The sequence below is a fragment of the Desulforamulus reducens MI-1 genome (assembly GCF_000016165.1).
Taxonomy (GTDB): domain Bacteria; phylum Bacillota; class Desulfotomaculia; order Desulfotomaculales; family Desulfotomaculaceae; genus Desulfotomaculum; species Desulfotomaculum reducens.
In genome coordinates this window covers 3081934-3100606 of sequence record NC_009253.1, presented here as the reverse complement: position 1 = coordinate 3100606, position 18673 = coordinate 3081934, and the positions used below count along the sequence as shown (strand labels likewise).

General features: G+C 41.8%; 15 protein-coding genes, 1 pseudogene and 1 other annotated feature (1 of these 17 cut by a window edge). Of the genes and pseudogenes, 12 read left to right on the top strand and 4 right to left on the bottom strand.

Annotation, left to right across the window (positions count from 1 at the left end; all coding sequences use genetic code 11):
- Positions 1–28: 28 nt before the first annotated feature.
- Together DRED_RS15220 and DRED_RS15215 are read left to right on the top strand one after the other, a co-directional pair.
- Positions 29–1048, top strand: coding sequence for an HD-GYP domain-containing protein (locus DRED_RS15220; RefSeq protein WP_011879153.1), 1020 nt, complete (start codon positions 29–31; stop codon positions 1046–1048).
- 129 nt (positions 1049–1177) lie between these two features.
- Positions 1178–1567, top strand: coding sequence for a hypothetical protein (locus tag DRED_RS15215; protein ID WP_011879152.1), 390 nt, complete (start codon positions 1178–1180; stop codon positions 1565–1567).
- 46 nt (positions 1568–1613) lie between these two features.
- On the opposite strand, the gene DRED_RS15210 is transcribed toward DRED_RS15215, so the two are convergent.
- Together DRED_RS15210 and DRED_RS15205 are read right to left on the bottom strand one after the other, a co-directional pair.
- Positions 1614–2957 (bottom strand): ATP-binding protein, encoded by a 1344-nt coding sequence (locus tag DRED_RS15210; protein ID WP_011879151.1) that lies wholly within the window; start codon positions 2955–2957, stop codon positions 1614–1616.
- 63 nt (positions 2958–3020) lie between these two features.
- Positions 3021–5093, bottom strand: coding sequence for a thioredoxin domain-containing protein (locus tag DRED_RS15205; protein WP_011879150.1), 2073 nt, complete (start codon positions 5091–5093; stop codon positions 3021–3023).
- A gap of 628 nt (positions 5094–5721) precedes the next feature.
- Between DRED_RS15205 and DRED_RS15200 the strand changes: the two are divergent.
- From DRED_RS15200 to DRED_RS15190, 3 genes and pseudogenes are all read left to right on the top strand, one after another.
- A pseudogene (locus DRED_RS15200) lies at positions 5722–6114 on the top strand (transposase); the annotation flags it as partial.
- Positions 6115–6368: 254 nt separating this feature from the next.
- A complete protein-coding gene (locus DRED_RS15195; protein ID WP_198006905.1) occupies positions 6369–7349 on the top strand; it encodes a PAS domain-containing protein in 981 nt (326 codons plus the stop codon).
- A 2-nt stretch (positions 7350–7351) separates the two neighbouring features.
- Positions 7352–7759 carry a GGDEF domain-containing protein gene (locus DRED_RS15190; protein ID WP_011879147.1) on the top strand — a complete coding sequence of 136 codons (408 nt, stop codon included), beginning with the start codon at positions 7352–7354 and terminating at the stop codon, positions 7757–7759.
- Between the two features lie 318 nt (positions 7760–8077).
- Here DRED_RS15190 and DRED_RS15185 read toward each other — a convergent pair whose 3' ends face one another.
- Positions 8078–8377, bottom strand: coding sequence for a zinc-ribbon domain containing protein (locus DRED_RS15185; protein ID WP_011879146.1), 300 nt, complete (start codon positions 8375–8377; stop codon positions 8078–8080).
- A gap of 403 nt (positions 8378–8780) precedes the next feature.
- The gene (locus DRED_RS15180) at positions 8781–9281 is read right to left on the bottom strand and encodes a hypothetical protein (protein WP_011879145.1); all 501 of its coding nucleotides are present in this window, start codon (positions 9279–9281) and stop codon (positions 8781–8783) included.
- Between the two features lie 412 nt (positions 9282–9693).
- Between DRED_RS15180 and DRED_RS15175 the strand changes: the two genes are divergently transcribed.
- From DRED_RS15175 to DRED_RS19415, 7 genes are all read left to right on the top strand, one after another.
- Positions 9694–10260, top strand: a complete 567-nt coding sequence (locus tag DRED_RS15175; RefSeq protein ID WP_011879144.1) for a glycerol-3-phosphate responsive antiterminator — start codon at positions 9694–9696, stop codon at positions 10258–10260.
- A 645-nt stretch (positions 10261–10905) separates the two neighbouring features.
- Positions 10906–11616, top strand: a complete 711-nt coding sequence (locus DRED_RS15170; RefSeq protein ID WP_011879143.1) for an MIP/aquaporin family protein — start codon at positions 10906–10908, stop codon at positions 11614–11616.
- A gap of 55 nt (positions 11617–11671) precedes the next feature.
- Positions 11672–13174 (top strand): glycerol kinase GlpK, encoded by a 1503-nt coding sequence (gene glpK / locus DRED_RS15165; protein ID WP_041274996.1) that lies wholly within the window; start codon positions 11672–11674, stop codon positions 13172–13174.
- Between the two features lie 279 nt (positions 13175–13453).
- Positions 13454–15055 carry an anaerobic glycerol-3-phosphate dehydrogenase subunit GlpA gene (glpA, locus tag DRED_RS15160; RefSeq protein WP_011879141.1) on the top strand — a complete coding sequence of 534 codons (1602 nt, stop codon included), beginning with the start codon at positions 13454–13456 and terminating at the stop codon, positions 15053–15055.
- Positions 15052–16314 carry an anaerobic glycerol-3-phosphate dehydrogenase subunit GlpB gene (gene glpB, locus DRED_RS15155; RefSeq protein ID WP_011879140.1) on the top strand — a complete coding sequence of 421 codons (1263 nt, stop codon included), beginning with the start codon at positions 15052–15054 and terminating at the stop codon, positions 16312–16314. Before glpA ends, glpB begins: the two co-directional genes overlap by 4 nt.
- A 2-nt stretch (positions 16315–16316) precedes the next feature.
- Entirely contained in the window at positions 16317–17507 is a 1191-nt protein-coding gene (locus DRED_RS15150; RefSeq protein WP_011879139.1) for an anaerobic glycerol-3-phosphate dehydrogenase subunit C, read from the top strand.
- Positions 17508–17968: 461 nt separating this feature from the next.
- Positions 17969–18262 (top strand): hypothetical protein, encoded by a 294-nt coding sequence (locus DRED_RS19415; protein WP_238442540.1) that lies wholly within the window; start codon positions 17969–17971, stop codon positions 18260–18262.
- Positions 18263–18484: 222 nt separating this feature from the next.
- Positions 18485–18673, top strand: a binding site (T-box leader); it runs 67 nt beyond the window's last position.

Below are 18673 nucleotides of genomic sequence, written 5' to 3'. Positions count from 1 at the left end.
TCATAGAGATCGGATTATGGAGGTAACAATGTCAGAGAGGTTGTTTTCAGCAGGAATACCTGAATTAGAGAAGTTTACCCATAGGATTATGGAGTCTTCTGAAGATCTGATTACCGTTATAGATTGTCAGGGTAACATCATTGCTATCAATCCTGCTGTTAGCAGGCTCCTCAATATAAAAGCAAGTGAACTGATTGGTAAATCCATGATTGACTCTTTATATGGTGGAAAAAAATTCGACTATCAGGCAAAATATCTGTGCCCCCTTATCGAAACCCTGGAAACTGGTCGTGAATATCACGAAGAAGAAACCACTTTAAAATCCCCCTTACTGAATAGTCACTTTGTCTGCAAAACTACCACTGGCATACTAAGGAATGCTCAGGGGAAACCAGCTGCTATATACGCCCTTTATAAAGACCTCACCATGTGGCGTAGTTTGGAACGAAGAAATGAAAGTCTCAAAGAAATGATGAATGCCCAGCAACTACAGACGATTCTGGCCTTTTCTGCTGCCATTGGGGCCCGTGATAATTATACGAGGGGACATTCAGAACGGGTTGCGGAATATGCCCAAATGATTGCTACGGCAATGGGTTTGCAGGAAATAAGTCAGTTGGTTTATGTTGCCTCCCTAGTTCATGATGTTGGTAAAATTGGCATTCCTGAACACATATTAAATAAACCTAGCCGTTTAACGGAAGAAGAATATACCAAGATCAAAGAGCACACAGTAACGGGCTCCAATATTCTTAAACAAATTGATACCTTTTCCACACTGGGCGCCATTGTACGTTATCATCATGAAAGATACGATGGTAAGGGGTACCCCGAGGGGCTGGCTGGAGAAGATATTCCTCTTATATCTCGAATCATTGCAGTGGCAGATTCCTTTGAGGCCATGACTTCCGATCGCAGTTATCGAAAGCGTTTTTCCATTGAATATGCTTTGGAAGAATTAAAACGCTGTGCAGGTTCTCAATTTGACCCCCTCGTTGTAGAACACTTTATCAAATTGGTTTCAGGATCTGGGATGGAAAAAGTTTAATCTACAACCCATAGGTAACAAGCTGTTAAGGGATTTAAAAGTGGATGATTAGGGGATTTTAAACTAAGATAATTTCTTCTCCCAAAGAAGGAATAATCGTAAGTTGTATAGTGTCAGGAGGAACTTAGGTTGGCAAAAAATATTTTTCCGCGAGTTGAAGAAATGCTTGAATTAAGGAAAATTTCCATAGGAGAACTGGCCAACAGAACCATGCTGGAGGTATCGGATATTGAAGGGTTAAAGCAATTCAACCCCAAGAAAACTTCCGATGTTGCCATTGTTCAAGCTATTGCCTTGGCCACTGGTATTAATGTTTATTATTTTCTTGGAGACGATGTTATTGGTCCCAAACGCATTCTAGCTCGCTTAAATGTGTTTGATCAGCAAAAATTATTAAATGGTGAGTTGGCCCCATTCCTTCGGGTAACAAGAGAACAAGCCAAGCGGGAACTAACCGATGAAGAATTGGATGCGATGGTTCATGTGATGTTGCAACAGGAAAGTCACAAGGATTTTTAGTTGTAGAAAAAAGCCTCTACCACCTTATGATAGAGGCTTTTTACATTTAAAAAATATCATAATCCTCGCTGCCTTTAATATGATCAATAAATTGTCGGGCGGTACGGCCGGAACGTTCGTTATTCCAGAGTGTCCATTGGATGGCTAATCGTTCCAGTGCGGCAGGGTCCATATGGATACCTTCCTGATTTGCTAGTTCTCGAACGATTTCCAGAAAGACCTCTTTATCTGGGGCAAGAAAAGTAATTTTAAGACCGAAGCGATCTACTAAAGATAATTTTTCTTGCATGGTGTCCCCCACATGTATTTCACCATCTACCACCTTAGTTGTGCGATCCCCAAAATACTCTTTAATTAAATTTCGCTGATTGGAAGTTACATAAATGCAAACATTGGAAGGTTGCTGCTCTAGACTGCCTTCTAGCTGGGTCTTAAACTCTTTGTATTCTGTTTCAGATTCCTCAAAGGATAAATCATCAATAAAAATAATAAACTTCTGAGGAAGCGTACGCAAAAGCCTAGTAAGACTTTGTAGGCTATGTAGATTTTTGCGGGATACTTGCACCAATCGCAGCCCCAGGGGACCATATTTATGCAGCAGTGCTTTAACACTGGATGATTTACCAGTGCCCCTGTCTCCATATAACAATAAATTATGGGCACTTTGTCCCTTTAATAAGCGTTCGGTATTGGATAAAATTTGTTTTCTTTGGCGTTCATAACCGATTAACTGCTGCAGTTGGATGGGGTCTGGATCTTCAATGGCCGACAAGTGGAATCCATGGGCGCCGGCTTCCCAGCGAAAGGCCCAGTAACGGGCAAATTCCCCAAACCCAGCTGTTTTATAAAAGTCTTTAAAATCCTTTAGGTGGTGGGGCCAGTGGATTGCCGCAAGTAGTTTCTTTTTCATGCTGGTAAACTGACCAGATAAAGGATGATGACCAGCCATCTCAGGAAGAGCATGGGTTTTGATTGAAAATACGCCCGGTGTCTCAGAAAAATATTGTTCCATTACTTGCCAACCTTCCAGGCAGATTATTTGTAAGTTGTTAAGATCGTGCAAAAAAGCTTCCTCCACCATGGGCGGTATATTTTGTTCAGACACGGATTGCCTTGCATAAATATGATCATCAAATAAAATTCTGTTTAATAGGTGGTTTTGCCAGGGGTTGCCAACTACTGGTATCTGGGGCTTTATTGTTTCCTCCAGCAGTAGACCTACTAGCCTGTGGTATTCTGCTAATAAATCCAAAGGCGAAGTAGTTTCTCCCTGCATGATCGTCCCAAGGAGCTTATGATAGCACTGAACTGTCTTATCTTGAACAACTCCTTGAAAGAGAGTAAGACAGTTCAATGCCCGATATACCTTTGAAAATTTATGTTTTTCCATATTTCATCCCTCCGATTAGCTGTCTACCGGAGTTATTCGACCTTTTGAGAGTTGTCCCTTTATTTATTTGCCAATCATTTTCTGCAAGGCCTCAGGTTCAGTAAGTGGAGCTTGACAGGCCAAATTTTGACAAACATAGGCTGCAGCCTTACCATTGACTGGAGTTTTATCCTTTAATAGGGGTAGCAAGGGACTCCATTTGTTTGCGAATTCATCATCATAACGTACCAACACAGAGGCGTTGGGCAGAAAATTTTGCCGGAGGGTGTTGATCATTTGCTGCAGTGAGGGGTCTTCTTTGGTTCCAGCTATGACAATTTCCATAGGTGGTTCCTGTTGTAAATAGGCTCCCATCATAAAGAAGGAATAGCCGGCCGGATATCTTGCCAGTTCGTCGGCAAAGACCTGCAGTTGTTGGTTGGCTAATTCCTCGTAGCGGGAGTTTCCTGTCAGCCTAGCCAGTTTAAAAAGGTTTACCGTGGCCACCGAATTACCCGAAGGAATGGCTCCATCGTAAATATCCTTGGGGCGGCTAATGAGTTGCTCACTGTCCTTGCCATAAAAGTAAAAGCCCCCCTGTTTGTCATCATAGAACAAATCAATCATATCATCGGTGAGATAAACAGCATTTTGCAGATGTCTAGGTTCAAAGGTTGCCTGGTAGAGTTCCAGTAGTCCCCAGATAACAAAGGCATAGTCATCCAGATAAGCAGGGTATGCTGCTTCGTATTCCCGGTAGCGGGCCAACAGGCGCCCATCGTTTCTTTGCAACCTGTCAAATATGAAACCCATGGCATTAGAGGCGGCCTCAAGGTAGCGTTTGCTTTGGAACACCTGGGCACCTCTGGCCAGGGCAGCAATCATTAAACCATTCCAGGCAGTAAGTATTTTATCGTCCTTGTAGGGGTGTATTCTTTTGGCTCTTTCTTCAAATAATGTTTTCCGGCAGGCTTCTAAGCCTTCCACCAGATCCCCCAGGGTTATCTCCAAATCCTGAGAAAATTTAAAGGGGTCCTGGCCGATTAAATTGGGTATACTTTCACCCTCGAAATTACCTGTGGAAGTAATATCGTAATACTGACAATAGAGTTCCCCATCCACTTGGCCCAGCAGACTGATCACTTCTTCTGGCCGCCATACATAAAACTTTCCTTCTACTCCTTCAGAATCTGCGTCCTCTGCGGAATAAAAGCCCCCCTCTGGTGAAGTCATGTCCCTTAGAATATAAGTGAAAATTTCCTTGGCAACACGGCCAAACCGAGGATTACCTGTGATCTGATAGGTTTCTGTAAAGGCAAGGGCCAACAGGGCATTGTCATAGAGCATCTTCTCAAAGTGTGGTACCAACCACTTTTTATCTGTGGAGTAGCGGGAAAAGCCAAATCCAATATGATCATAGATACCACCCCGGTGCATGGCATCCAGGGTTTCTTCCACCATTGATAGGGCCTTTGCCTCTCCGGTTTTGTGCCAATAACGCAGTAGAAACATCAGGTTATGGGGCGTTGGGAATTTGGGTGCTGTGCCAAATCCGCCGTAAGTAGCATCATAGTTTTGGGCAAATATATGGTAGGCCTTGTCCAGGATATCGGCAGGTAGCTGCCCTGGGGCGGTGGATGCTTCGGACTGCATATGGGAAACTAACTTATCACCAACTTCTAATAAATGTTGGCGTTCATTTTTCCATAACGAAGCTACGTTTTCCAGTATTTCCGTTATCCCCGGCCTACCGTACTGTGCTTGCTTGGGAAAATACGTACCTGCAAAGAATGGTTTTTGGTCCGGCGTCATCATGATGGTTAATGGCCAACCGCCGGAACCCGTGAGGGATTGGCATACATTCATATAAATCTGGTCAATGTCTGGGCGTTCCTCCCGGTCCACCTTAATAGAGACAAAGTGCTCATTCAATATCTTTGCCACTTCCTCGGACTCAAAGGACTCTCGCTCCATCACATGACACCAATGACAGGTGCTATATCCAATACTTAGAAAGATGGGCTTGTCCACCCGCTTAGCCATGTCAAAAGCCTCATTACCCCAGGGATACCAGTCCACAGGGTTATGAGCGTGTTGGAGCAGGTATGGACTTTTTTCATTTATCAATCGATTCGACTTTTGTTCTGTTTTAATCATTCTCAAACCTCCTCGTATAATCGTTCTTAGTATAAACAGAAAAGTTATAGACAATATATCTATAACTTTAATCTTCAAAAACCGAACATCATAAAAACGTTCCTCAATGAGTCATAGAACCGTCACCTGACTCACCCAAGCATAGATTTACCCTTTTGAAGAAAGCGCGGTTATTTTTTGGTTATTCATGATTCCCATTTGGCTAAATACAACCAATAAACGTCTATTTAGGGAAAAACTAGAAATATGTAAAAAATAGACTATATTTATGAATGATTACAAAATAAAGAGGACTTCCCCAAAAATGTGAGATAACAAGACTTAAGTCATGTTATTCATCATCTTTGTTATAAGTGCAAAGCTGGTCTCATAGTAAATTTGACAAGTTAGCATAGCCGCTCCTAGTGAGAATATTTACAGCACCAGCACATCGGTTGTAGTCTCATTTATCACTTGGATAACTACGTTTACCAAGAACGCAGTGTTAAGCCATTTGTAATAAGTGAGTAAATTGCATATTTCTGAGTCCAATATTTTAGCGGTTTCTGAAGGGTAAAAAAAGGACTTCACCCCTGTTCTGGTAAAAGATATAAGTACCAACAAATAACAACCAGAGAGGTGAAGTTACTTGTATCTTCTACAACCAAACCTATTTTCCTTCGAAGAACTACTAAAATTTGAACCAGAGACAAAATTGCAAAAGGTTCTTTCAGTTTTGGATCTATCTCCTGCCCTTAATGTGGTTAAAAGGGCGGTTCTCGGTCCAAAGGGTCACTGTGTCGGTAACATGATTCGTGCATTAGTGGCAAAACAATTAGAACAAATACCTACAGTCGCTGCATTAGTAAAAAGACTATCTAATGATATAAGGTTTCGGTTCCAATGTGGTTTTTCGCTTAGTAAACCAATTCCAAGTGAATCAAGCATTATCCCCATTAACTCCCGAGGCTCTAAGGACCATCCTGAAGGCTGTGACTTTGATGGAACCCCTATATGCTCAATGGGGCAAAGAATGGTGTTCTAATTCATTTTAAAAAATTAAGCTATTTTGTACTCTTGGATTCACGTTTTTCTGGATTAACAATTATGCAATTCATTTACCTAACAAAAATCTGTCTTGGGCAGATTTTTGTTTTGAAAGATAATGACAAAAATCTAGACAGCACATTTTTTGAATATTGAAAATAATAAACGTATTTGATATTTTTAATAATAAATTTTAAAAAAATGAGTTGAGGTGAGGCGATGATTAATCTTCCCAATATAAGGAAAAAAATGATTGTTTCAATGACTGCATTAGTTATGTCATTACTGCTGTTATTTATTTTTCAAATGGGTATTACCTTTTATACCCAGGCTGAAGTTTTAAATAAATTGGGAGAACGCAGAGAAAAAATCTCCTTGAGTGCCCAGGTTTTAACCTTAGCAGAAAAAGTCATATCCAATCCCGATAAGACAGAAAGTTCATTATCCCAAATTGAAAAAATAAATACAAAATTATTGGATTTAGTACATACCACTGAAGGAAAGAAGACCGTACAAAATATGACCATTGCCATTGGTAATGTTCGGCATGGAGGGAATGTTAGGGAAATTATTGAGGCAGCCAAGGATATTAATGAATTTCAAAACCGTAGACTGGGCGAAGAGATTACCGTTCTTGAAGAGGGGATAAAAGCCCGGGGGTGGCGGGCAGTTGTAATCTCAATATTAATTACCATCGCCTTAGGAATATTTGTTGTTTGGGGTATTAGCAAGCTTGGCAGGGAGTATTTGCTCACAAAGGTTGTTATGCAGGCTACTTCAAACGGCATATTAGTGGGTAATGAAAAAGGACGTATTTCAGTTTTAAATAATACATTTTGTTTTTTACTAGGTGGCTGTAAGAGAAGCGATATGATTGGGCGACCTCTGGCGGAGGCAGGGGAACCAGGACGTGTGTTAGCTTTGGCAATTCACGAAAATAAATTCGAAAAAGGAAAGGAAATAATTGTAAAAGATCCTAATGAAAATGAGGTTTGTCTGTTAGTTGATACAATCCCTTGGAAGGATGAGCAAGACAAGGTTTTAGGTGGCATGGCTGTGGTACGAGATAACACAGTGCAATGGTTGGAAAAGAAAAGAGTGGCTTTAGAAAATCAGGATTTAAGGGAAAAAGCAGATCGTGATGCTATGACAGGTCTTTTTAACTATAGGGCCTTTATTAAACAGATAGATCGGGTGGTCTCTTTAAGTGAGGACTCTTTTTTTCCTTAATTATGATGGATATTGATTATTTTAAAACCTTTAATGATACTTTAGGGCACCTGGCAGGAGACCGCTTATTAAAGGAATTAGCCAATATTCTTACCCTTGCAGTAAGGGATGAAGATATGGTTGCCCGGTATGGTGGGGACGAATTTGTTGTCATTCTCAAAGACACCCATGTTGCTAGAAGCCATGATGTGGCTGAGAGAATACGTGTCAATATAGCAAATCATCCCTTTGAGGGGAGGGAGTGCCTTCCCTGTGGCAGGGTTACTGTTTCTATGGGTGTGGCAGTATTCCCAGTGCATGGTCAAACTGTCGAAGAAATCATTCGATCTGCAGATAATGCACTTTATAAGGCAAAGAAATCTTCTAGGAATAAAATTGAGTTTTCTCAATCCTCACCTTTGGTCTCCTAGAGAGAGTCTTTTAAAAAGGGTGATAGAAGTGAAGTTGCCTGTTCGATACTTATTGCCGGGAATGGTATTAAATAGTCCAATTATAGGAAGGGATAATCAAATTATTCTAAGCAGGGGCAGTAAGCTAACCTCCAGTATCATTTTATTCCCAAGATTTGCAGGGATAAGCCTTAATATCTTCTCTCCGCAGCGGCCACTGCTGAACAGGTGGCCGTTGCATTACTGCCAATCCACCGGCTACCTCGCATAATGGTGCTCTCTGGCAATAATAAAAAAGCCGTATAGATTTTTCTATACGACCTAATTATTTATTGGATATTACCAGTTGTTGCGGGGTCTGAAGCAATCACGGCAATATACGGGCTTATCACCACGGGGTTGGAAAGGAACTTGAGTTTCTTTTCCACAAGCAGAGCAGATGGTGTCAAACATTTGACGCTCTCTACGGTTGAAACCACCGTTACCTCTGTTGTTGGCAGCTTTACGAGCGGCACGACACTCGGGGCAACGACCGGGTTCGTTGGTGAAACCCTTTTCTGCGTAGAATTCTTGCTCAGATGCGGTAAAAGCAAAATCAGCACCACAGTCTTTACAGGTTAAAGTTTTGTCTTGATACATGGAAAAACCTCCTCTAATAGTTGCCCGTGCTAGGGAATTACAGTTACCTAAAAATTCCCCGCAGCCATTGGCAATAGAGAAAGTTCACCGTATATCCAAGCATTTTTCGAGCTAGCATTATTATACATCAGATAGAAGCGCTTTTGCAAGCTGACTTTATGATTCTTAATGTTTTAAAAAACAGGCATATTTTTTAGAAAATGCACATATATTAATTGGGTAACCAACTTGAATGGAGGAAAGAATAAATGGATAAGGACTTAATTAACGAGATATTAGACAGTATTGGGTTAGAGAGTTTATATGAAAACGAACAAAAATGTTCGAGAGAACCTAGGATAACCAAATTTGCCACAAGTAAATAAAAAGCCGGGGATGTTAAAGCCAATCCTCGGCTTTTTATTTATAATGATTTCCCTAATGAAAAAGCTTTATGGGATAATTTTTTAGGAACCTTCGGTATCAAACAACATGAATTACCCTTGGCAGCATCTCGAATTGTTTGGGCGGTAGATTTTAGAGTTGTGCAAAGGTGGGGTGATATTTCTATATTTAATTTGTCGTGGTGCATGGTGTATCGGGTATTAGCAGGGCACTGGGTACATTTTTCATGCTGACGTTTCATAAAATCCATCTGACGAGAAGTTGGTCGGATATAGCCCTTCTCACAGTGTTCAAAAAAATCTTTAATGCCCAATGGGTCATCTTCCACAGAACAATTGCAAACAATTTCAACTGATTTGGGTTCAGTATTTATATGTGAAGTAACCAACTCACAGACAGTCATGCCTAAAATACCCTTCGCCTTTAAGGGGCAAGAGCAGTTGTCACAGGAATGGGAATCCTGATTGCCACAAGTTTTTCTTAACTCAACAACCTCACGAAAGTTATTAACCTGAATCATGAAAACCTCCACTGTATGTTAATGAATTTTTTATAATAAAGTCATTTGTGACAAATCACACATGGGTCGAGATTAAAAAAAATTCACATGACACTATTCGACACTAAATAGGGAAATCCTTTTTAGAGGTATAGAGTATTAGTATTTTTAAAAAGTTTGAATATTATCGAAGGAAATAGACTTTTTATATAGTAAGACTAATTATATTATATATTGATTTTACCAATAATACATCAACAAAATAAAATTTTTAATTTAAAAAATTAGTTAAAGTAACGATAAAGTGTTTTAAAAGCCCAATGGAGTTCGTTAAGCAAGCAAAATGATTATTAAAATAGATTCGCGATTTTAGGAGAGTATATATTGGTAGAGAAAAATGTAAATCCGGTGCTATTAGGTTGGAGGTAACGAAATGGGTTTTCAAGAAAAGGTATTGTTCTATAATAGAATTGGTGCCGCCATTCGACGACTGGAAGATTTAGAGGAGGCTATTAAACACCCGAAAGTAAAGACAATATTTCTTCTTGGTGGGGATATTAATGTTTTACCTGCAGTTTCTAATAAAATTAATAAAGAGGGTAAAAATCTCCTTGTACATATCGATCTTATAGAGGGAATTGGTAAAGACTGGGCAGGGGTAAGACTCCTCAAGCGAATGGGCGCTGCGGGTATTGTAACAACAAAATCCAATTTGGTGAAGTCGGCTCATGAAGAAGGGATCTCTGTGATTCAACGAATCTTTCTGGTGGATTCTACTTCATTAAAAACAGGTATACGGATTGCTAAAAACGTTCAGCCCAGTGCAGTTGAAATATTACCGGCCACTGTACCAGCCTATGTGGTTAACGAGATTAAACAAGCATTGGGGATACCTATTCTTGGGGGTGGCTTATTAAAAACGGCGGAGGATGTAAAAGAAGCCTTTGCAATGGGTATTGATTTTATCTCCACCAGTCGCAGGGCTCTGTGGAATTTATAGTATATGGCGAGTTATCTCAGGGATATGCCATTTGCTTAATTATGGTTCTAACTATAAAGTTCACAATTATTGTAGTATTTATATTTTTCTTGCATTTAGAATCGAAATGGAGTATAATCTTAACCATAGAAGTTTCCACTTAAACCAATATACAATTTGATATTTGGTTGGAGTTTAGGAGAATAACCCTTAAATAGTTAATGCTTGTTAACTATTACATGGGGTTTTTTTTTGTTTTTACTCTAGCCTGGCCAGGAGAGAGGGAGACGGCTCAAAGGAACATTGATAAGAATGTTCTATATGAGTCGTTATTTTTTTCTAGTAGAAAGTATAAAACTTTCTGCTATACATAAGGGCAAACTAAGCTTCGGCAGGCGTCAACGAAGCTTGTGCCCTTTAGGGTATGGAGGAAGCCAAGTTTTACTAAGGCATCCTTGTCCTGCCACTGCTCTCTACTAAGGATCAACATCAGCACGACCCAAAGGGTTTAGTAGTGTATTCAAAAAAGGGGGGTGTAAAATCTGTCTTAGCAGGTATTGTATTCAATTCTGGAAAGTATAGCCGGTTAACTCTGTAAGATCGATCTGGTAACATTGTAATACAGAGTCTGGCGCCAAAAAATAGTATAAGAAAGGAAGATTTTTTATGACACCATTTTTGGCGGAAATTATTGGTACAATGATTTTAATTATCTTAGGTGACGGTGTTGTTGCTGGTGTTTTACTTAAAAAATCTAAGGCAGAAAACAGTGGTTGGATTGTTATCACAGCGGGTTGGGGTTTAGCCGTAGCAATGGCTGTCTATGCAGTTGGCGGCTTTAGTGGAGCCCACTTGAACCCGGCGGTAACCATAGGTCTTGCGGCAATTGGTAGTTTTCCCTGGGCGGATGTACCATCTTATATCTTGGCTCAATTTATCGGTGCTTTCCTGGGTGGTGTCATTGTGTGGCTTCATTATTTGCCTCACTGGAAAGAAACCAATGACCCAGGAGCAAAATTGGGTATCTTTTGTACAGGACCTGGCATCCGTGACAACTTTGGCAACTTAGTGAGTGAAATTATTGGTACCTTTATTCTGGTGTTAGGTATTCTGGCCATTGGAGCAAATAAATTCGCTGATGGTATCAACCCATTCATTGTTGGTCTTTTGATCGTTTCCATTGGTTTATCCTTAGGTGGTACCACAGGTTATGCCATTAACCCTGCCCGTGACCTGGGACCCCGTATCGCCCATGCAGTGTTGCCCATTGCAGGTAAGGGAAATTCTGATTGGGGGTATTCCTGGATTCCCGTTGTAGGACCAGTTATTGGTGGTGTATTGGGAGCACTGTTCTATAAAGCCTTCTTTTTAGCCTAGTTAATTAATTAAAATTCAACTTAAATAATATGAACAGGTAAGGAGAGATACAATGATGGCGAAAAAGTATGTACTGGCCTTGGATCAAGGGACAACCAGTTGTCGGGCAATTTTATTTGACCGAGATAGCAACATTGTAGGTGTAGCCCAAAAGGAGTTCACACAAATTTACCCTAAGCCAGGTTGGGTGGAGCATAATGCCGAAGAAATCTGGAGTACCCAGTATGGCGTCATTGCCGAAGTCGTTGCCAAAACCGGTATCAAACCTGAGGAAATTGCCTCCATTGGTATTACTAACCAGCGTGAAACAACGGTGGTCTGGAATAAGAACACAGGCAAACCAGTTTATAATGCCATTGTTTGGCAATGCCGGCGTACAACTGAGATTTGTGATGAATTGAAGGTGAAAGGTCTAGAGGAAACCTTTAAAAAGAAGACAGGTCTGGTGGTGGATGCCTACTTCTCTGGCACCAAGGTGAAATGGATACTAGATAATGTGCCCGGTACCCGTGAAATGGCTGAAAAGGGCGAACTTCTTTTTGGAACCATGGATACCTGGCTTATCTGGAAACTTACCGGTGGTCAAGTTCACGTGACAGATTATTCTAATGCTTCCCGTACGTTGATGTACAATATTCGTGAACTGTGTTGGGATGAGGAATTACTGGGATATCTAAATGTGCCGATGAGCCTGTTGCCCACTGTCAAAGCTTCCAGTGAAGTATATGGCTATACTCAACCGGATCAATTCCTTGGTCACTCTGTGCCTATTGCTGGTGTAGCTGGGGATCAACAGGCAGCCCTTTTTGGACAGGCTTGCTATGAGCCAGGTATGGCCAAAAACACCTACGGTACTGGTTGCTTTATGTTGATGAACACAGGTGACGAAGTCTATGAATCCAAGAATGGTCTTTTAACAACTATTGCCTGGGGATTGGACGGTAAAGTAACCTATGCTTTGGAAGGTAGTATATTTATCGCAGGTGCTGCCATCCAGTGGTTAAGGGATGGTTTGAAGATATTAGAATCTGCTCCGGATTCTGAATATTTTGCCAGCAAGGTAGATGGTACTGATGGAGTTTACTTGGTGCCTGCCTTTGCCGGGCTAGGTGCACCTTACTGGGATATGCGGGCCAGGGGAGCCATCGTAGGGCTAACCAGGGGAACCACAAAGGAACATATCATTCGGGCGGCCCTAGATTCCTTGGCCTACCAAACGAAAGATGTATTAGGAGCAATGGAAGCAGATTCCAATATTAAGTTACAGGCGTTAAAAGTGGATGGCGGGGCTGTGGCAAACAACCTACTGATGCAATTCCAAGCAGATATTCTTGGTGTACCAGTAGAGAGACCCCAGGTAATTGAAACAACGGCTTTGGGCGCTGCATATCTGGCCGGACTGGCAGTCGGATTTTGGGAAAGCAAAGAAGAACTGGCCAAGAGATGGAAACTAGATTATCAATTTGAAAGTGTTATGGCAGAAGACCAGAGAAATAAGCTTTACAATGGCTGGGAAAAAGCAGTTGGTCGCTCCATGGATTGGGCTACTGAAGAATAAGTTCTTTTAGGGAAAACAGAAATGAGCCACTCTATACAGGAAAAACTGTTTAGTGTGGCTTTCTTCTAATCAGATACAGAATATGCAATGACCTATCTAGCAAAAGAACAAGTTTTGTTGTATAATATAAAAAATTCAAACGTTTACACCTTTATTTAATTTGATATTGGCTTGAGATATGGAGAAGCCGCACAGTAACAGGATGAAAGAATCCTGCTATTGTGCGGCTATTTGGTTTCTAAATAATAAAAAAGAGAATATAAACGGAGGTTGGAGGGTATGACAACGGATAGAGCTCAGGTGGTTGTAATCGGAGGAGGTGCTACCGGAACAGGTATTTTAAGGGACCTGGCCCTCAGAGGTATTTCTGGCATACTGGTGGAACAGGGGGACCTGGCCCATGGTACCAGCTCCCGATTCCACGGGCTGCTACACAGTGGTGCCCGCTACGCCGTTAAAGATAAAGAGGCAGCCCGGGAGTGCATAGAAGAAAACATGATTCTGCGCAAAATTGCCCCGAATTGTGTGGAAGAAACAGGTGGCTTGTTTGTACAACTGAAGGAAGACGACCCGTCCTATACAGATAAGTGGATCAGTTCCTGTGCCCAAGCGGGTATTCCGACAGAGGAGGTTGAGATTGGGGAACTGCGCAGAACCTATCCGGTATTATCACCGGACATTGTCAGGGCCTTTCGGGTACCAGACTGTGCAGTGGATGGCTTCCGTGTGCTGTGGAGCAATGTTAACTCCGCCCGTCAATACGGGGGGCAGGTTTTGACTTATCATAAGTTAATCGGCATAAAGCAAAGTAACGGTAAAATTTGTGGAGTGGAAGTAGCCAACCAACTCACAGGGGAGCATAAATATATTGAGTGCCAATTGGTTATTAATGCAGCAGGGGCATGGGCCGGAGAAGTGGCTGCCATGGCAGGCTTGGAAGTAAATGTTATTAAAGATAAAGGAACTTTAGTAGCCTATAATCATCGCTTAACCAATCAGGTTGTGAATCGCTTAAGGCCACCGGGAGATGGAGATATTTTTGTTCCCCATGGAACCATTACCATTCTGGGAACCACGTCAATCACGGTGGATGAACCATCCTGCAGTAAGCCGGGACAGCAAGAGGTACTGGATTTAATAAAAATTGGCAGTGAGATGATCCCTGAACTCCAGAATTTCCGTATGATTAGAGCCTTTGCTGGTGTAAGACCGTTATACCAGGCTGGTAATGGAGCAGTCGGTAGAGCGGTAACCAGAAACTTTGCGCTGCTGGATCACCAACAGCAGGATGGACTCAATGGTTTGGTTAGTATCGTAGGAGGAAAATTTACAACCTTCAGACTGATGGCCGAGAAGACCGTGGATATGGCAGCCCAAAAGCTTGGGGTAGATGCACCCAGTCGTACGGCGGAGGAACCACTCACCAACCCAATTTCGAAGGAAATACTGGAACGGGGCAAAAAGGTTTTTGGTGTTGCCGGTGCTAAGAAGGCTGCGGATCGATTAGGCGATAATTTTGTAAAAGTTTTAGAAGAAGCAGAAAAGGAGCCCCATAAGTGTAAAGTATTTTGTGAGTGTGAAGCCGTAAGTCTTGCCGAAATAGACTTTGTAGCCAGGGACGGGGACAGTTTTACCCTGGGTGATATTAGAAGAAAAACAAGACTAGGTATGGGTACCTGTCAGGGAACCTTTTGCAGTTACCGTACCCTGGGAGCCCTTAGTAGTTATGATTGGACCCGTAATCACAAGGAATTTTTAACCAAATTTCTGCAGAAACGTTGGAAGGGGATCCGACCGGTAATGTGGGGGCAGCAAATGAGAGAAGCTCAGCTGTCCACTGCAATTTACTGTACATTATTTGGCATGGAGAGAATGAAATGATGAAAAAAAACACAGATGTACTAATTATTGGAGCAGGTCTCTCTGGTCTCATGGCTGCAGCCAAGGCTGCGGATAGCGGAAAAAAAGTGTTATTGGTGGCAAAGGGCATGGGAGCCTTGGGCCTTTCCTCGGGTTGTATCGATCTCTGGGGCTACAGCTTGGACCATCCAGAGGAAATTTGCCAAGACCCAGTTCAAGAAATCATCAAAATGGTTGCTGCCCAAAAGGATCATCCCTATGCAAAGGTATGGGACGTCCTAGAAGAAAGCCTAAGCTTTTTTCAGCAGATTTGTTCACAAAATGGGCTGGCCTATGAGGTTGCGGAGAAAGGCAATTGGCTGCTACCTACGGCATTAGGTACCGTTAGACCCACCTATCTGGCGCCTGCCGGTATGGCTGCAAGGGAGTTGCCCAGGGCTAAAAATATATTGGTTATGGGATTTCAAGGTCTAAAGGACTTTTATCCCGAGGTATTGACCACAAATTTAAAAAACAATATGAATCTGCCAGCAGATTGCCAATTGACTACCTTAATGTTGGATTTGGGTAAAATCGAACTGTCTCCCAATAATTTGGCTTACTTGCTGGAGAAGGACGAGGTTCTTCAGCGGTTAGTGTCTCAGATAAAGCCCCACTTGGCAGAGGAGATGGTCATTCTGATGCCGCCGGTACTAGGTGAGCGAGGGCACACAAAGGTGCTCCTAAACCTGGTGGAGAGTCTGGGTGTACAGGTTTATGAAGTGACCAATATCCCACCGTCGCTACCGGGTCAGAGACTGCAACAGGCTCTACTGCATCATCTAAAGAAACAAAGTGTAGAAATTATTTTAGGTTGCACAGTTATAGGTACAACCGTATTGGGAGAACATTGTACTGAAGTATTGGCAGAAGGTTCAGGAAAGAACCTGACAATAGCAGCAAAATCCATTATTTTAGCAACGGGTTCCTTTCTAGGGGGCGGCATGGAGGCTCAACCCGGAAAGGTAATAGAAACTGTCTTTCATCTACCGATTAAGGTCTTGGATGAAAAATGGTCCGCAAAGGAATTTTTATCCTTAGAAGGTCATCCCTTTAGTAAGTTTGGTATCGAGGTTAATAACCATTTGCAACCGGTGAATTCCCAGGGAGAAGTGGTAATAAAGAATATCAGGGTGATTGGTGCCAATCTAGCCGGTGCTAATTATCCCATAGAGAAATGCGGCAACGGAGTTGCCTTGGCCACGGGCTATAAGGCCGGTAAACTTGTGGGGGAGGTGTAGACATGACGCAGGGAGATCGGGTTGCTCTGGACAACTGTATAAAATGCTCTATCTGTGTGAGCCATTGCCCTGTTGCCAGGGTCACAGATAAGTTTGCTGGTCCCAAGCAGAATGGGCCAGATTTGGAACGCTTTCGGTTAGAAGAACCAGCTGCTGTACATCCATCCATTGGTTATTGCAGCAACTGCAAAACCTGCGATGTGGTTTGTCCCTCGGGGGTTAGTATATCGGTTATGAACTGTAAGGCTAAGGGAGAATATGTATCCCTGCACGGTGCCCCCTTGCGGGATAAGTTATTGTGCCGGGTGGAAATGATGGGGAAAATGTCCCGTTTGGCCCCTTCGCTGGTAAATGTATTAGGAGGTATAAAGCCCCTGAGGATACTGGGGGAAATGGTAATGGGTGTAAGCTCTAAAATGACGCTGCCTCAGTATGCCCCAAAAACTTTCTTACAACTATACAAGCCGCAAAGTTTAGCTAACTGCAAAGGAAAGGTTCTTTACTACCCCGGTTGTTATGTGAACTATAATAACCCCGAGGTGGGGCTGGCGTTAGTGAAGGTACTCAATCATCATAACATTGAAGTGATGGTGGACCAGTTTGAGTGTTGTGGCCTGCCCATTATTGCCAATGGTTTTTTAGATGTGGCTAAGGGGCATGCTGAAAGAAATATCCAGAAGTTAAAAAAATATGCCGCAGAGGGCTATCAGATTATTACTACATGTCCCAGTTGTAACCTCACCTTGGGCCGTGATTACCATGAACTCTTTGATCTGGATACCAGTGAATACAGTGTGATGGATGCCTTTGAATATTTAGATCAATTATTAGAACAAGGTGAACTAAAAACTGATTTTTGTAATGTCTCTTTAAAGCTGGGATACCACCAACCATGTCACTTGAAGGCTGCGGGTTCCGGGGTTCCCTCTCTGGCGATACTACAGCGTATACCAGGACTGCAGGTCCAGGACCTGGATGCTGGTTGCTGTGGCCTTTCCGGAAGCTATGGCTTTAAGAAAGAAAAATATCCAATTAGTCAAGAGATTGGTCAAAATATAACTAGGGCGGTACAGGAAATGGCCGTAGATCAGGTAATTACGGAGTGCGGCATGTGTCAGTTACAAATTTTTCATCTTACACACCAAGAGGTTATTCACCCCATTCAAATATTAGCCCGGGCCTATAAACTTTAGAGGAAAAGGATTTGGTTATCCAGTGGGAGATACCAAATCCTTTTATGGCAAGTCGGAAAGTATAAAACTTTCCGACTTGCCATAAAAGCAACTAAGGCTTACGCCATCTCCTAAAGGCTCTCGTACCCTATAGTGTATGGCGGAAGCCAAGTTTTCTTTGAATTTCTATTAAAGTTAGCTTTATTTGTAGACACTATAAAAAATTACTGGTAAAATTCTGGCACAGGCATCCAGAAAAAAGGCACTGATCAATTTTGTAGGCATATTACAAAATCTTTATGTAAAAGGGCAATGAAATGCTTATTCTAAATAATGAAAACTATATCACTAATAAACAAATCAAAAGTATTATTAAGATATTAGGCCCAGATTATCGACCTGGTAAAATAGTTATTTATGAGAGTAGGCTTGATATTTTAAAATTCTTTCCAAAGTGTTTTAATTTTTCCTTGGAGGAATTTATGGGGAAGCTAGAGGGTAGCTATGATGTTCAATCTGACGTAGCCTACCTTTGCATCTTCGCACAAACCGATGATGGAGATGATTTTCACAGTAAACAGTTGTATTCTTTGCATGCCTTGGTCCATGAGCTAAGACATAGGTATCAATTTGAGAACAACTTTTTAACTGAGGATGATGAGGCATCGGAAATAGATGCTGATAAGTTTGCCACACATTTTATCAATAGTAACTCAGCTAGAATCAGTAAAATTATGAATTGGCAGGAAGAGTGGACAATTGAAGAGGAAGACTAACGACAAGCTGATTAAAGGAACTTCAAAGGTTTTGGATGTTATTTATAATGTCTACTTAAACCCCGGCAAAGGCCGGGGTTTAAGTATTATCCTGCACCAAGACCATAAATACCGCTAGAGGAGCTAATTCTCAAAGAACTTTAAATCATGGTCCTTTGTAGGGGGGAAATACATATTGACGTACAGAAATACCTATGGTAACCTTATATTCAATATTAAAAGTTAATGACAATGATGGAGAAAAGTAGATTAGTCCCAGCCTTTCAGGGAGAAGAAGCCACAGACTGGAAGCTTCTTTAAGGTATGGTTGATTGAAGTTCTCTCCGGAGTTGCTGTGCTGAAGGTTTGTATTAGTAGGTGTAGCCGGGGATTCCCGCCGTTAAAAGGGAAGAGGTATCGGATGTGACACAT

Bases quoted from the DNA above. Each gene is read 5' to 3' on its own strand.
- DRED_RS15210 (WP_011879151.1), bottom strand. From the start codon at position 2,957: ATGGAAAAACATAAATTTTCAAAGGTATATCGGGCATTGAACTGTCTT.
- DRED_RS15220 (WP_011879153.1), top strand. From the start codon at position 29: ATGTCAGAGAGGTTGTTTTCAGCAGGAATACCTGAATTAGAGAAGTTT.
- glpA (WP_011879141.1), top strand. From the start codon at position 13,454: ATGACAACGGATAGAGCTCAGGTGGTTGTAATCGGAGGAGGTGCTACC.
- DRED_RS15170 (WP_011879143.1), top strand. From the start codon at position 10,906: ATGACACCATTTTTGGCGGAAATTATTGGTACAATGATTTTAATTATC.
- glpB (WP_011879140.1), top strand. From the start codon at position 15,052: ATGATGAAAAAAAACACAGATGTACTAATTATTGGAGCAGGTCTCTCT.
- DRED_RS15195 (WP_198006905.1), top strand. From the start codon at position 6,369: ATGATTGTTTCAATGACTGCATTAGTTATGTCATTACTGCTGTTATTT.
- DRED_RS15175 (WP_011879144.1), top strand. From the start codon at position 9,694: ATGGGTTTTCAAGAAAAGGTATTGTTCTATAATAGAATTGGTGCCGCC.
- DRED_RS15150 (WP_011879139.1), top strand. From the start codon at position 16,317: ATGACGCAGGGAGATCGGGTTGCTCTGGACAACTGTATAAAATGCTCT.
- DRED_RS15205 (WP_011879150.1), bottom strand. From the start codon at position 5,093: ATGATTAAAACAGAACAAAAGTCGAATCGATTGATAAATGAAAAAAGT.
- glpK (WP_041274996.1), top strand. From the start codon at position 11,672: ATGGCGAAAAAGTATGTACTGGCCTTGGATCAAGGGACAACCAGTTGT.
- DRED_RS15190 (WP_011879147.1), top strand. From the start codon at position 7,352: ATGATGGATATTGATTATTTTAAAACCTTTAATGATACTTTAGGGCAC.
- DRED_RS19415 (WP_238442540.1), top strand. From the start codon at position 17,969: ATGGGGAAGCTAGAGGGTAGCTATGATGTTCAATCTGACGTAGCCTAC.
- DRED_RS15180 (WP_011879145.1), bottom strand. From the start codon at position 9,281: ATGATTCAGGTTAATAACTTTCGTGAGGTTGTTGAGTTAAGAAAAACT.
- DRED_RS15185 (WP_011879146.1), bottom strand. From the start codon at position 8,377: ATGTATCAAGACAAAACTTTAACCTGTAAAGACTGTGGTGCTGATTTT.